Source organism: Pseudomonas sp. NGC7 (assembly GCF_047159675.1).
GTDB lineage: Bacteria > Pseudomonadota > Gammaproteobacteria > Pseudomonadales > Pseudomonadaceae > Aquipseudomonas > Aquipseudomonas kermanshahensis.
The window spans coordinates 2433671-2448435 of sequence record NZ_BAAFZY010000001.1 but is presented as its reverse complement, the minus strand read 5'-3'; the positions used below and the strand labels follow the sequence as shown (position 1 = coordinate 2448435).

Here is a 14765-nt window from a genome sequence, read left to right as displayed (position 1 = left end):
TCCTCACACTCGGCCGAGGGCAAAGCCCTTGGCGACATGGTTACGGACAAACCAGATCACCAGCATGCCGGGCAGGATGGTCAACACCCCGGCCGCCGCCAGCACGCCCCAGTCGATCCCCGAAGCGGACACGGTTCGGGTCATCACCGCTGCGATAGGTTTGGCGTTCACCGAAGTCAGGGTGCGCGCCAGCAGCAGTTCGACCCAGGAAAACATGAAGCAGAAAAACGCCGTCACACCGATGCCGGAGCCGATCAGCGGGATGAAGATCTTCACGAAGAAGCGCGGGAAGCTGTACCCGTCGATGTAGGCCGTTTCGTCGATCTCTATCGGCACCCCCGACATGAAGCCTTCAAGAATCCACACCGCCAGCGGCACGTTGAACAGGCAGTGGGCCAGCGCCACGGCAATGTGCGTGTCGAACAGGCCAATCGAGGAATACAGCTGGAAAAACGGCAGCAGGAACACCGCCGGCGGTGCCATGCGGTTGGTCAACAACCAGAAAAACAGATGGCGGTCACCCAGGAAGCGATAGCGCGAGAAGGCATAGGCCGCCGGCAACGCCACCGCCAACGAAATGATTGTGTTCAGGCACACGTAGTACAGCGAGTTGATATAGCCGCTGTACCAGCTCGCATCGGTAAAGATCACCCGGTAGTTGTCCAGCGTGAATGCCTGCGGCCACAGGGTCAGGCCGCCAAGGATTTCGGTGTTGCTCTTGAACGACATGTTCAGCAGCCAGTAGATCGGCACCAGCAGGAAGAAGAAGTACAGCAACAGTGGCACTGCTTTGCGCGCGCTCATGGCCTAGTCCTTGTCGGCGTGCGTCATGGCGGTATAGAACAGCCACGACACCAGCAGGATGATCAGGAAGTACACCAGCGAAAACGCCGCGGCCGGCCCCAGGTCGAACTGCCCTACCGCCATGCGCGTGAGGGTCTGGCTGAGGAAGGTGGTGGCGTTGCCAGGCCCACCACCGGTCAGCACGAACGGCTCGGTGTAGATCATGAAGCTGTCCATGAAACGCAGCATCACTGCAATCAGCAGCACGTTCTTCAGCTTTGGCAGCTGGATATGGCGGAACACTGCCCAGGCCGAAGCTCGGTCGATGCGGGCAGCCTGGTAATAGACATCCGGGATGGCGCGCAGGCCCGAATAACACAGCAGCGCCACCAGCGACGTCCAGTGCCAGACGTCCATCACCAGCACCGTGAGCCAAGCATCGAACGGGTCGCCGGCATAGTTATAGTTGACCCCAAGCTTGGCCAGCGTGGCACCGAGCAGGCCGATGTCGGCGCGGCCGAAGATTTGCCAGATGGTGCCGACCACGTTCCAGGGAATGAGCAGCGGAATAGCCATCACGATCAGGCAGACCGAGGCCATGCGCCCCTTGGTCGGCATTGTCAGGGCGATGGCGATGCCCAGTGGAATTTCGATCAACAGCACGCAACCGGAATAGATGAACTGGCGCAGCAAGGCATCGTGCAAGGCCGGGTCGCGCAACACCTGGCGGTACCAGTCGGCACCGACGAAATAGCGGTTGGACTGGTCGAAGATGTCCTGCACCGAATAGTTGACCACGGTCATCATCGGCACCACGGCGCTGAACGCCACCAGCACGAACACCGGCAGTACCAGCCACCACGCCTTGTTGTTGCGCACCTTGTTCATGGTCCGGCCTCCAGCAGTACATCGTCGACATACAGCATCAGCCACTGGCTCGGCAGGGTGACCCAGGCCTGCCCCGCCGGCAGCGGGCGATCCTCGCCCAGGCGCGCCTTGAGCGTGGCGCTGCCGAGCTGGAAGGTGACGATGCGGTAGGTGCCCAGGTCTTCGATATCCAGCACCTGCACGGCAAACGCGTTGTCGAGCGGGCCGTCCCAAAGCTGCACGAACTCCGGCCGGATGCCCACTTGCAGGCGCCCGCCGGCGGTTGCCGCCATGCGTTCGCGCAGGCCCTCGGGCAGCGTCAGGTGCAAGCCATCAAAGCTGACGCCATCGGCCTCGGCACGCACGTCGATGAAGTTCATGCCGGGGCTGCCAATGAAGTAGCCGACAAAGGTGTGCCGCGGGCGCTCGAACAACTCGCGCGGGGTGCCGAACTGGACGATGCGCCCGCCGTGCATCACCGCGATCTTGTCAGCGAAGGTCGAAGCCTCCAACTGGTCGTGGGTGACGTAGATCATGGTGATGTTGAACTGCTCATGGATCTGTTTGAGCTTGCGCCGCAGCTTCCACTTCAGGTGCGGGTCGATCACCGTCAACGGCTCGTCGAAGAGGATCGCAGACACGTCATCGCGCACCAGGCCACGGCCCATCGAAACCTTCTGCTTCTCGTCGGCGCTGAGGTTGCGCGCCTTCTTTTTCAGCACAGCGGACAGGTCGAGTACCTCGGCGATCTCTTCGACCCGGGCACGCACCCTGCCCTCGTCCACGCCCTGGTTTCGCAGGGGGAAGGCCAGGTTGTCGAACACCGTCATGGTGTCGTACACCACCGGAAACTGAAACACCTGGGCGATGTTGCGCGCCTGCGGCGACAGCGCGTTCACGGGCTTGCCGTCGAACAGCACGTCGCCATGGGAGGGCGTAAGCAGCCCCGAAATGATATTGAGCAAGGTCGACTTGCCGCACCCGGAAGGCCCGAGCAAGGCATAGGCGCCGCCTTGCTCCCACACATGCTCCAGCGCGTGCAGGGCGTAGTCCGCCTCCGAGGTCGGTTGACGGCTGTAACTGTGCGCCAGCTGGCGCAGGCGGATCTCGGCCATCAGCGACTCCTCGCCTGACGCACGCCTGGAGCCTGCACCAAGGCTCCGGCAGCGTCGAAGACAAACAGCTTGTGCGTGGGGATGAACACGCGGATCGGGGTGTCCACCTGGTACTCGTGCACACCCGGCAGGTGCAGGGTCATCCGCCAGTGTTCATTGCGCACGTGGAGGAAGGTTTCCGAGCCACTGATCTCGGCCAGCTCCACCAGCACCGCCAGCTCCAGGTCATCATCATGGGTCGGCACCAGGGTGATGTGGCTGGGCCGCACGCCAAAGCGGTAGTTACCATCGTCCAGGCGCTGCAGGTCGGCATTGCGGGCAAAGTGTACCGCCTGCGCCAGGCTCACCTCGTTGCCGGCGATGCGCCCAGGCACCAGGTTGATCGGCGGCTCGGAAAACAGCTCGGCGGCCAGCACGCTGCTGGGTTGCTGATAGACCACAGCGGTCGGGCCGCTCTGCACGATGCGCCCCTCATGCAGGATCGTCGTGGTGCCGCCCAGCGCCAGCGCTTCGTTGGGTTCGGTGGTGGCGTACACGGCAATGCAATTACGCGCCGCAAACAATGCCCGCAGCTCCTGGCGCAGGCCTTCACGCAGCTTGTAATCGAGGTTGACCAAGGGCTCATCGAACAGGATCAGCGAGGCGTCCTTGACCAGCGCCCGGGCCATCGCCGTGCGTTGCTGCTGGCCGCCGGACAGCTCCAGCGGCAACCGCTGCAGGTAGGCTTCGATGCGCAGCATCTCGGCGGTTTCCTGCACCCGCCGGCGAATTTCCGCTTCGGCCAGGCGCGCCTGGCGCAGGGGCGAGGCGATGTTTTCGTACACGCTCAAGGTCGGGTAGTTGATGAACTGCTGATACACCATCGATACGTTACGCAGGCGCACCGGCACCCCGGTGACATCGTTGCCGTCCAGCAGCACACGGCCTAGGTCCGGGCGGTCGAGCCCGGCCATCAGGCGCATCAGGCTGGTCTTGCCGGCCAGGGTGCGGCCGAGCAAAACGTTGAACGAACCCGGCTCGAAACGCAGGGACGCATCGACGATGCAGGCCTGGTTATCGACACTGCGGCTGACCTGCTCCAGCACCAAGGACATGGCGTGGCCTTTTTAGGATTGTTGTCCGCTGGGCAGAGCGAGTTTCGTGCCAGCCCGGCCTGAACGCTCTGCCTCGCGCCTTCACCGCGCAAGGTCAGCCATGGCCTGTTCACAGCTGAACACATTCGCTGCACAACTGAACACGCGAAGGTTTGACAATGAACAACGGTGGACAACACTGAACAGCGGTCGGCTGATAACAACAATCACACAGGACAGGCCCATGGCCGCATCCGCTTCGCCGCATGCCCAACTGATCCAGGCATCCTGGGCGCGTTGTCGCGACCACGGCCTGCAACCGCAAAGCCCACCCGATTTCAATTGCCTGCCGCCGGCCGAACTGAGCGCCCTGCTGGAGCGCCGCCAGGCCCTGCTGCGCCTGACACGCGATGAGGTGCTGCCGCAGTACGCACACCTGCTGGGCAACGCCAGCTACCTGGTGATGCTGGCCGACGCCGGTGGCTGCCTGCTCGACAGCTGGGGTTCGCGGCGCTTCGTCGACCCGCGCCAGCGCCACGGCTTCAGTGCCGGCGCGCACTGGCACGAGCGCGGTGTGGGCACCAACGCACTCGGCACGGCGCTGGTCTGCGCCGAGGCAATTCATGTGGGCCAGGATGAACACTTCCTGCGCCAGAACCGCTACCTGTGCAGCGCTGCGGCGCCGGTGTTCGATGGCGAGCGGCAACTGGTCGGCGCACTCGATGTGGCCAGCGACGGATACTTGCCCGCCAGCCAGACGCTCGGCCTGGTACGGATGATGGGCCAGAGCCTGGAGAACCGTTTGATACTGGCGCAGCATGCCGACCACCACGCCCAACTGCTGTTCAACAGCGCCTCCGACAACCTCGACAGCCCCTGGGCGGGCTTGTTGGTGTTCGATGAGCGCGGCCAGGTCATTGCGGCCAATCACCGGGCCGACAGCCTGCTCGGCGACAACCCGCTGCGGCAAAACCTCGAGCAACTGTTCCAAGTCCCGTTGCAGCAGTTGCTAGCCCAGCCGCCGCAACAACCCTTCGCCTTGCAGGCCGCCGGGCGCCACCGCTTTCACTGCCAGTGGCAAGCGCCGCGCCACAGCCCCAAGCGCCCGGCCCCTGGCCCTGTCGACCCACGTATGGACAACGCCCTGGCCCAGGCCAGCCTGTTACTGGAAAAAGACATTCCGGTGTTGATCCAAGGCGAAACCGGGGTTGGCAAGGAAGTCTTCGTCGAGGCCCTGCACCGCGCCAGCCGCCGCGCCGGGCAGCCGCTGATTGCAGTCAACTGCGCGGCGATCCCCGCCGAGCTGGTCGAGTCGGAGCTGTTCGGCTATGACAAAGGGGCCTTTACCGGCGCCCACCACAAGGGCAACTCCGGGCTGATCCGCAAGGCCGACCACGGCATCTTGTTTCTCGACGAAATCGGCGACATGCCGCTGCCGACCCAAGCCCGGCTGCTGCGTGTGCTGCAATCGCGCAGCATTCAGCCATTGGGCAGCGGTGAGCCGGTGACCGTGGACATCCGCGTGGTTTCGGCCAGCAACCGCGACCTGGCCGAAGCCGTGCGCAACGGGCAGTTTCGCGAGGACCTCTACTACCGCGTGGCCGGGTTGACCCTGGTGTTGCCCGCCTTGCGCGAACGCAGTGATCGACGCGCGCTGATTGAGCAGGTGCACGCCCGGCACCTCGCCCCCGGGCAACCCCGGCAACTGCCCCCGCACATACTCGACCTGCTGTTGCACCACCCCTGGCCAGGTAACCTGCGCCAGCTCAACAGCGTAGTGCAGGTGGCGCTGGCCCTCGCTGGCAGCCAGCCCATCGGCACCGAACACTTTTCAGCGTGTTTCCTTGCCCAGGCCGGCACACCTCGCGCTTGCCCGCCACCCGCCCCTGCCACGGACCTGGCCAACCTGCTGCACAGCTGCGGCGGCAATATCTCATCGCTGGCACGCCTGCTCGGCATCAGCCGCACCACCCTGTACAAACGCTTGCGTGAACAGGGGCTCGAACCCGCCCACCTGCAGGGTGGGCGCTGAAGGTGCTATCAGCATACTGAAGCCGGGCTAATGCGGGTCATTACCCTCGCTGCTCCAACCTGTCAGGAGCAGCCCATGAGCCATTTGCACCCCCATCACGTAGGCCTGATTCAACAGCGCCTGCCCGGCTGGCTTCGCCAGACTTCCCCGCATCAGCGCGAGGCCCTGAAAACCCACTTGCTGCACAGCCACCGCGCCACACGTGCACTGCAGAAGGCCCTTGCCCCGCTGCAATCGGTAGAGGCGTTCTGCCGACCGCTGTTGAAGGACGCGCTCGCACACTGGTACCCCGGCGTGTCGCTGCCTCCACTCGATACCACCGTGTTGACCGAGCGCACCACGGGCCACCTGCGCAGTCGATCCTGGCTGGAAGCCGCCCTGCAGAACCTGCAAGCGGACACGCCGGTACGCCTCTATGCCAATCAGGATGCGCCTGAACTGGAACAGCTCGACACCGTGCGATTCGTGAAAGGCGTACGGCGCCTCGACCTTGGCCAGCGCTACCTGGACCACCTGCGCGAGCACGTCGACACTGCTGATTTTCGCGCGTTGCTGGGTGAGCAGGACCGCGCCGCCTTCGCGGCCGAATTGTTATCAGCGCAGCTGCAAGGGCACATCGACAGCCGCGGCGAAGCCTTGGGCGAGGCCGCGCTTGCTGGCGCGCGCGAGGTACAGACGCTCGGCGGGGCGAGGCGCCTGCAATGTGGCTACCTGAGCCTGCTCGGTTTCCCGCTGAGTGGCGCCCTGCTGCTGCGACTCGAGCCACACGGGCAGACCGAACCGTGCCTGCTTTACCTGCCCGGGGACACCCAAGGCGCCCTGCACCAGTACTCGTCCTTGCAGGCCGTCGGCACAGCACTCACGAAGCGGCTATGGGAGGAGCCTTTTCGTGTGTATTTCAAACGCTTTGTCAGCCACGCGCAGCAACCCGCCTTCGCCGCCCGCTTGCGGCACATACTCTACCCGCGCTACCCCTACGCAGCGCTGTACCCGACCCCGCCTACACTGGAGAAAGGTGAGTCATTCAACTGGATCAACCGGCTGTTCCCCTCGCCCCACGACCTGTGGCAAGAAACCCTGGACAAGAACGCCCGCCTACCACTGGACTTCACGCCGTGGCCCGGCGAATGCTTCACCGCCAGGGCCAGCAACCAGGTGCAAACCACCTTGGCAGATGCCGTGACACTGGCTGTGCCCACGGCGCAGTTCGACGCGGCGGCGCAAACTGCCCGGCTGCTCGGTTGGCTGGGTGTGGGGCTGACTGTACTGAATGTGGCCAGCTTCTTCGTACCTGCCTTGGGCGAGGTGATGCTGGTGGTCGGCGGGGCGCAAATCGTGGGCGAGTTCCTCGAAGGCGTCCATGCGCTGAACGAAGGCGAAACCGAGGCCGCCATCAGCCACCTGTTCGGTGTGCTCAATAGCCTGCTGCAGGTTGCGGCACTGGGTGCCGTGCACAGCGCGGTCCAGCTGGCAGGCCCCCTTGAAAACTGGACACGCCTCCCCGGCAGAACAGGCCAGCGCCTGTGGCACGGCGACCTGCGCCCCTTCACCCGCGAGGCGCCCTGGCCGCCAGGCACCCCTGGAGCGGATGGCTTGCACCACTGGCAGGGCCAACCGTGGATCAACTTGGAGGGCAAGGCCATGCCGCTGGAAAAAGCCCCCGACAGTCGCTGGCAGCTGGCGCACGCGAAAGGCCATCAACGCGCCCCTCGCCTGCTCGGCAATGGCCAGGTGCCGTGGTTGCTGGAGCACGAACAGCCCTTGGCGTGGGACGCGGCCAAACTGCTGCGGCGCATCGCCAACAGCGGCCCGGCGGTGAGTGATGAAACCCTGCTGCGCGCACTGCATTGCAGTGGTTTCAGCGAAGCAGCCGTGCGCCGCGTGGTGGTCGATCAGGAAGCCGCCCCCGCCCTGCTGCTCGACTGTTTGCAAGCACTGGGCGCCACCGATACCCCCTCGGCAGCCAGCACCGACGCCGCCACCTTGCTGCTTGGCCGGGACTTCCCGTCCCTTAGCCGCAGAGCCAAGGCCGAGATCCTTGCCAACACCCGTACCAAGGATTTGGCCCTTGGCCAACGAAGGGGCCGATTGCCGCTCTCGGTAGCCGAAACAGCCCGCGCCTACCAGCACGAAGCACGCCTCGACCGCGCCCTGCTGCGCTTCTATCAGCACAGCGGCCCGGTGCAGGACCGTGATGCCCTGGCCGTGGGTTTTCTGCGACGGCTAGCGGGTTGGACGGGCGAGGTGTACCTCGAATTGCGAGAGGGCAACCTGCAAGGCCCACGACTGCAGGGCACTGACGCCCAGGGACGAGCCGGCAAAACCGTGGTGCGCGATGATCGGGGCTACCAACCCTACGACGAACACGGCCAACCGCTGGCCGGCCACACGACGCTCTACCAGGCCATTCTCAACGCCCTGCCTGACAGCGAGCGCATCGCCCTTGGCTTGCAGATACATGACCCGCAGCCCTTGCGTGACGCCCTGTTCGAACAGGCCTCCGGCAACCGCACGTACGCCGCCAAGCAATTAGGTATGGCGCCTGTGCGCACCCTGTATCGGCGGCCCACACGGCTCGCGCCGGGCGGCCGTGTCGGCTACCCCCTCAGCGGCCGTGGCCGGGGCTGGCTGAATGACGACGAGCTGTTCGACACGCTGTACCCCAGCCGCCACCCCGGTGACCGCGAGTGGCTGCGCCAGCGCTTGCGCCTGGAGGCCGGTGAAAGCCCAGGCGCCTTCACCCGGCTGCTCGAACAGTTGCGCGAAGAGTACCAGCGCCTGAACACCACACTGGATGGCTGGGTAAATGACACAGAAGGCCTGGCGATGGACACCCTCGAACAACGCACCGCTGCGCGGACGGAGGCCGCACGGCGCATACGCCAGGCCTGGCGCAGGGAAGGCGTGGAGGCCGATCAGCTGGAACTGGCACTGGAAGCCCAGGACCTGGGCGCATTGCCGACCTTACCCACGCGCCTGGAGCACGTCCGGTGGCTGACGGTCGTCGACTCACCCCATGGCGAAGCGATCAACCTCGATGGCTTCCTGCAGGCCTTCCCTGGCGTGCGTAACCTGGACCTGGCCAGCAACAGGCTGCGTTTGCTGCCCGGCGCCCTGGCCCAGATGGCGGAACTGGAAACCCTGGACCTGCAGTGCAACGTCGTGGCTTTGCAGGAGGCACACAATATCGATCTACTGACGCGCCTGCCCCGCCTGCAGCGGCTCAACCTCTCTGGCGGCCTGGAGAGCCTGCCGGTCGCCGCTCTGCAGCGACTCGGCCAGTTGCAGCACCTGTACGCGCTGAGGGCCGACTTGAACAGGCTCGCACTGCAAACCGAACACTTCGAGGCGTTGCAAGGCTGGCCCGCGCTGGCCGAATTGAGCCTGGGCTCGTGCGAAATCACCCTCACCGCAGAAAGCCGCGCGGCGCTGGGCCGCCTCAACCAGCTGCACTCGCTGCGCCTAGGGGAAAACCCACTGCAGTTGGCACCCGACGTGACCGGCTGGCAGCACCTGCAAACCCTAGACCTCGACCGCGCCGGTATCACCCAATGGCCCGAAGGCCTGCCAGGCTTGATGAATCAACGCCCACTCGTGCTGCGCTCGCTCGACCTCAGTGGCAACCGGTTGGTCGATGCACCCGAATTGCACGACACGGCGTTCGCTGAAGCGATACGTAGCGGGGATGAAGGCACCTATTACGACTTCGACGACAACCCCTTCAGTGAGCAGGCCCAACGCAGCCTGTTCGGCGCAGGGCTGACGGCCATCCCGGACATGGAAGCCCTGGAGGACGAGGCCTGGGTGATCGAATTGCCCCCCGAGCTTGAGGCACACCGCGAGGCCAATGCCGAAGACGCTGAGTGGGCGCCCGTGTACCGCCTGACCGAACGCATGGCGCAAACGCCGGAGTACCTGGCTAACCCGGTGCGCACGCGTGAGCGCATCGTGCATGTACTGCGCACGCTCACCCGCGAAGACGTCGGTGACGCGGGCTGGGGCCTCGCCGAGCTGCGTGAGCAAGTACTCACCGAGATCAACGACGCAGCCGAGGCCTGCGTGGACCAGGCCAGCCTGCTGTTCCAGCGGGTCGAAACGCAGGTGTCGGTGTGGCGTAGCGTGGCTGCCGCGCACCCCGGCGCCACCGACGAAGCGGTCGCTGTGTCCGTCGCCACTGGCCTGGCCCGCCAGGGCCGCCTGGATGAACGCATAGGCGCCCTGTACAACGCTCGCCGGGCACGCCGGCAGGCCTTGAGCGATGCGCAAAACGACAGCGAACGCCAGGCCGCACCAGCCCTGGTGGCGGAAGACGATTTGAGCGATGCACACCTGAGCGACCCACAAACACCGCCCGACGAAATTGAAATCGCCCTGGTCGCACGCATCGCCCTGCGCGAACGCCTGGGCCTGCCCGAACAACCTGGGCAGATCGCCTTTGGCTACCTGGCGCAACTGAGCGAGGCCACCCTGCAACGCCTGGCCCTGGCAGTCGAAAATGAGGCGGATGCTGCCTTCCTGGCACGCTGGGCGAGTGAGCAACCCTTCTGGCGCGCCTGGGTTCGGCGGCTACGGCCTGAGCCATTCGAAACGCTCGCACGTGACTGGGAGGCTGCTTCGGAGTACTACACCGAGTTGAGTGAACCCACCACCGCGCCCGGTGCCTACCGCGGGCCCGCTGTTCCATTGGCGTTCATCACCGCGCTGGAGCGCGAGACCCACACCGTACCGGGGCTGGCATGGCGGGTGGAGGGCACCTTGCAGCGCATCGACCTGGTGTCGGGGCGCTACAGTGGCGAGGATGAGCTTTACGCGCTGGCTGGCCGCCTGCTGCTCAGCACCCGCCAGCAGGCGCGAGACCAGCTCTACCGGCAGTTGACCCAGGCTCTGTTCCAGGCCGCCTGACGTACAGCGGGTGGCAGGCCCCTGCAGGGCGTGTCGCCCGCAGCCGATTCGGCTGCAAGCGCTTGGACTTCAGCCTTTAACGCTGCGCCATTGCTCAGGCTGCCGATACCCCTGCGCCCAGGCCAGCACTTCACTCGCGGGCATCGGCCTGGCGATGAAATACCCCTGCGCCAGCTCGCAACCCAGTGCCATCAGCACCCGCCCATGCTCGACACTCTCCAGGCCTTCGGCAACTACCTCGCGGCCAAACGCACGCGCCAGCCCGATCACCGCCCCGGTCAGGGCCAGGTCATCCTGGTCATGGAGGATGTCACGCACGAACGACTTGTCGATCTTGATGGTCTGGGTCGGCAAGCGCTTGAGGTAGCTCAGCGACGAATAGCCGGTGCCGAAATCGTCCAGCGAAAAGCGCACGCCCAAGGCCCGGCAGGCATCCAGGCAACGGCTGACATGCTGCAGGTTGTCGATGGCCACCGACTCGACGATTTCCAGGTCCAGCCGGGCCGGGTCAACCCCGGGGTGCTCCGCCAGCAACTGTTCCAGGCGTTCGACGAAATCACTGCGCTGCAAATGCCGCGCAGCAATGTTGACACTCACCGACCACGGCTGCCCCTGCCCTTGCCAGGTCTGCAACTGGCTCAGCGCCTGGTGGATCACCCATTCGCCAATTTCGATGATCAGGTCGGTCTGTTCCACCAACGGCAGGAACTCGCCCGGCGGCACCAGGCCACGGCCCGGCCGTTGCCAGCGCAGCAACGCCTCGAAACCCAGCACCTCACCGCTGCGCAGGTTGACCTTGGGCTGGTAGTACAGGCACAGCTCGCGATTGCGCAGTGCCCGACGCACCCGTGTCACGGTCTGGTGGGTGGCCTTGAGTTCCTGCTCCTGGGACACATCGAACACGTGGTAACGGTTGCGCCCACGCTGCTTGGCCACATACATGGCCTGGTCGGCGTGACGCACCAGGGTATCGGCGTCCTCATCGTCGAGCGGGTACAGCGTGACGCCAATACTGGCGCTCAACGAGAGGGTGTGCTCGCGCACCACATAGGTGGCCGCCAGCGCCCGCAGCACCCGGCACAGGGCCGCATGCAACTGGCGGTCGTCGCTGACATTGCGCAGGATCAGCACAAACTCGTCACCCGACAACCGGGCCACGGCATCCCCCCCGCGCAAGATGCCCTTCAAGCGCTGCGCCACTTCGACCAGCAACAGGTCGCCAGTGGCATGCCCGTAGCCATCGTTGACCGCCTTGAAGCCATCCAGGTCGAGCATGCACACCGCCAGCGGGATGTCTTCACGGCGCGAGAACGCCAGTGCCTGGTTGAGCAGGTCGGACAGGTAGGCGCGGTTGGGCAGCCCGGTCAGCACATCGTGCCCCACCCGCCATTGCAAGGTGTGCAGCAATTGGCGCTTCTCGGTGACGTCGAAGCGGATCGACACATACTTGCGCACCTTGCCGGTCAGCGGGTCGACCAGTGGCACCATGGTGCTGTCGACCCAGTACAACGAACCGTCCTTGGCGCGGTTGCAGATCTCGCCCTTCCACACCTTGCCCGCCGTTAGCGCCCGCCACATGCCGAGGAAGAATTCCGGCTCGTGCAGGCCGGAATTCAGAATGCGGTGGTTGGCGCCCAGCAGTTCGTCGCGGCTGTAACCGGAGATGCTGCAAAACTGCTGGTTGACGTAAGTGATGCAGCCACGCAGGTCGGTTTCGGAAAAGATCGCGGCCGCGTCCACGGCCGCGCGATAGTTATCGTCCATAAGCATCCTGCCCTAACGGTTGAAGCGCTCCACGAGGGCGCGCAATCCGGCGCACACCTCTTCCAGCTCGGCACCGCGCGAGGCGGCAGCGTTGGCGCTATGGGCGCTGTGCTGGGCAATGCCCGCCACACCGTTGATCTGCCGCGACACCTCTTCAGCCACGGCAGACTGCTGCTGCGAGGCTGTGGCCATCTGCTGGCTCATGCCGCTGATGCGTTGCACCGCTTCACGAATACCGTGCAGTGCCTGTTGGGCCTCCTGCACCTGGGCAACGCCCTGCTCGGCGCCCTGAATGCCTTGGCTGGCAATGGCCACGGCTTCTTCGGCACCGCTGCGCAGGCCATCGATAATGGCCTGGATATGCAACGTCGACTGCCGGGTCTTGTCGGCCAACGCCCGCACCTCGTCGGCCACCACGGCAAAGCCACGGCCCTGCTCACCGGCACGGGCGGCCTCGATAGCGGCATTGAGCGCCAGCAGGTTGGTTTGCTCGGCAATGCCCCGGATCATCCCCGTCGCCTCGGCGATGGCGCCGGTCTGACCAGCCAGGTGGGTGACCGCCTGGTTGATCTGGTCCACGGTGCCGGCCAGGGCGCGGATCGCCGTGCCGCTGGCATCGGCCACGCGGCTGCCCTGCTCGGCCAGCAGGTGCGCGGTATGCGCCTCGGCGGCGGTGAGTTGCACATGGTTGACCACCTCGCCGATCGAGGCGGTCATCTCGGCCATCGCGGTTGCGCTCAGGTCGGTTTCGGCGCGCTGCTCCAGCAGGGCCGTTTCGGTACCGCGCGACAGACGCCCAGCATCGTGCGCGGCTACTGCCATCTGCGTGGCCAGGTCGCTGAGCCGGGTCAACGCGGTTTTCAGGCGCGCCTCTTCACCAATCAAAATTAGCTGCAGTTGCCCGGCGGCGCCCGGCAGGTCGCTGTAGGTCAACGCCGCGGTGGGGTCGGCGAAGGTGCCTTCGGCGCCCTGGATGACCCGCCGCAACTGGCGGCCCAAGTCGTTGCGCATCCACAGGCCATAGGCCGCGAACAACGCAAGGGTTAGGCCCTGCCCGGGCCAGCCTGGCCAGAACTGGTTGGCGCTCACCGCCAACACCCCACCCAGCAGCGGCAAGGCCATGGCCTGGCCCAGCAACGCCAGGCGGCGGCCGTACGACAGCGGCGCCTGGCCCTGGCGCAGTCGCGCATACAGGGCCTCGGCACGGCTGACTTGTTCGCGAGTCGGGCAGACCCGTACCGATTCGTAGCCGATCACCCGGCCGTCTTCCAGGATCGGCGTGACGTAGGCATTGACCCAGTAGAAGTCGCCATTGCGGCAGCGGTTCTTGACGATGCCCATCCAGCTTTTGCCGGCTTTGAGGTAGCGCCACATCAATGCGTACACCGCTGGCGGCATGTCGGGGTGGCGCACCAGGTTGTGCGGGCTGCCGATCAGCTCGGCCTCGCTGTAACCGCTGATGGCGGCAAATTCGGGGTTGCAGTAGGTAATGTGGCTGGCGGTGTCGGTGGCGGAAATCAGCCGCTGACCCGAGGGGAAACGTTGCTCGACCGGGGTTACCGGGAGATTGAGACGCACGATGAGACTCCATTCACTGACGAACCGGCACCCTGCCCATCGACGACCATCGGAACCGATACGCAGCGATCCGCTCCAATGTGCACATGCGCTTCCAGCCATACCGGCATGAGGCCGAATGACACTGGAAACTCGACGATGACTGTCCGGTCAAGCCGCGAATTCTACGAAATTCATCACATAAATCAAATAAAGGTGATCGATCATGGCGTTGCGCCATGCGGATAGATATCGTTAAGTTCTTGATTCTAAATGGGAATTAAGTGATGACGAGATCAGCTCTGGGTTTTGCCCTGCGCCGCTACCGCAAGCTGGCGGGTCTGACCCAGGCACAATTCGCCGAGCGAACCGGCTTCGACCCCAAGACCATCAGCCGTTTCGAGACCGGCGCCTATACCCCCAGCGTCGACGCGCTCATGGCCTTCGCAGGCGTACTGGGTATCAAACCCAAGGACTTCTTCGCCGAACCGGACGACGAAGAGGAGCAGCGCGCCTATCTGTTCGGTGTCATCCACAACGCCCCGCCCAAAGATCTTGGCAAGCTGATTGCAGCAGTGGACCAGGCGTTGGCCAAGCCCTGACCTGATTCATCGGTTTACCTGGGGGCGCTGTTCAGCCCCGATAAATGGCATGCACCGAATTAGAGCCTGG

At 64.9% G+C, this 14765-nt stretch carries 9 protein-coding genes and 1 pseudogene; 3 read left to right on the top strand and 7 right to left on the bottom strand.

Annotated features, from left to right (window positions below; all coding sequences use genetic code 11):
• Window positions 1–3: 3 nt before the first annotated feature.
• Genes ACMCNM_RS11190 through ACMCNM_RS11175 form a run of 4 tightly spaced genes read right to left on the bottom strand, consistent with a single transcriptional unit; the run spans window position 4 to window position 3859 of the window.
• Window positions 4–804: a carbohydrate ABC transporter permease gene (locus ACMCNM_RS11190; protein ID WP_412764353.1), complete on the bottom strand. Its 801-nt coding sequence runs from the start codon at window positions 802–804 to the stop codon at window positions 4–6.
• A gap of 3 nt (window positions 805–807) precedes the next feature.
• Window positions 808–1671 carry a carbohydrate ABC transporter permease gene (locus ACMCNM_RS11185; protein ID WP_099453466.1) on the bottom strand — a complete coding sequence of 288 codons (864 nt, stop codon included), beginning with the start codon at window positions 1669–1671 and terminating at the stop codon, window positions 808–810.
• A complete protein-coding gene (locus ACMCNM_RS11180; protein WP_186683110.1) occupies window positions 1668–2765 on the bottom strand; it encodes an ABC transporter ATP-binding protein in 1098 nt (365 codons plus the stop codon). The genes ACMCNM_RS11185 and ACMCNM_RS11180 overlap by 4 nt, the downstream gene beginning before the upstream one ends.
• A complete protein-coding gene (locus ACMCNM_RS11175) occupies window positions 2765–3859 on the bottom strand; it encodes an ABC transporter ATP-binding protein (RefSeq protein WP_412764352.1) in 1095 nt (364 codons plus the stop codon). Before ACMCNM_RS11175 ends, ACMCNM_RS11180 begins: the two co-directional genes overlap by 1 nt.
• Before the next feature lie 223 nt (window positions 3860–4082).
• On the opposite strand from ACMCNM_RS11175, the gene ACMCNM_RS11170 reads away from it, so the two are divergent.
• Together ACMCNM_RS11170 and ACMCNM_RS11165 are read left to right on the top strand one after the other, a co-directional pair.
• Entirely contained in the window at window positions 4083–5870 is a 1788-nt protein-coding gene (locus ACMCNM_RS11170) for a sigma-54-dependent Fis family transcriptional regulator (RefSeq protein ID WP_412764351.1), read from the top strand.
• 75 nt (window positions 5871–5945) lie between these two features.
• Complete coding sequence (locus tag ACMCNM_RS11165; RefSeq protein ID WP_412764350.1) at window positions 5946–10772, top strand: dermonecrotic toxin domain-containing protein; 4827 nt, start codon at window positions 5946–5948, stop codon at window positions 10770–10772.
• Between the two features lie 69 nt (window positions 10773–10841).
• Here ACMCNM_RS11165 and ACMCNM_RS11160 read toward each other — a convergent pair whose 3' ends face one another.
• The 3 genes and pseudogenes from ACMCNM_RS11160 to ACMCNM_RS11150 form a co-directional block, all read right to left on the bottom strand.
• A complete protein-coding gene (locus ACMCNM_RS11160) occupies window positions 10842–12536 on the bottom strand; it encodes a putative bifunctional diguanylate cyclase/phosphodiesterase (RefSeq protein ID WP_186683118.1) in 1695 nt (564 codons plus the stop codon).
• A 12-nt stretch (window positions 12537–12548) separates the two neighbouring features.
• Window positions 12549–13658: a methyl-accepting chemotaxis protein gene (locus ACMCNM_RS11155; protein WP_371097562.1), complete on the bottom strand. Its 1110-nt coding sequence runs from the start codon at window positions 13656–13658 to the stop codon at window positions 12549–12551.
• 126 nt (window positions 13659–13784) lie between these two features.
• Window positions 13785–14216: pseudogene (locus ACMCNM_RS11150) on the bottom strand (PAS domain-containing protein); the annotation flags it as partial.
• 164 nt (window positions 14217–14380) lie between these two features.
• Here ACMCNM_RS11150 and ACMCNM_RS11145 point away from each other — a divergent pair.
• On the top strand, window positions 14381–14695 hold the full coding sequence (locus ACMCNM_RS11145) for a helix-turn-helix domain-containing protein (RefSeq protein WP_186683120.1): 315 nt from the start codon (window positions 14381–14383) through the stop codon (window positions 14693–14695).
• The last annotated feature ends 70 nt before the right edge of the window (window positions 14696–14765 follow it).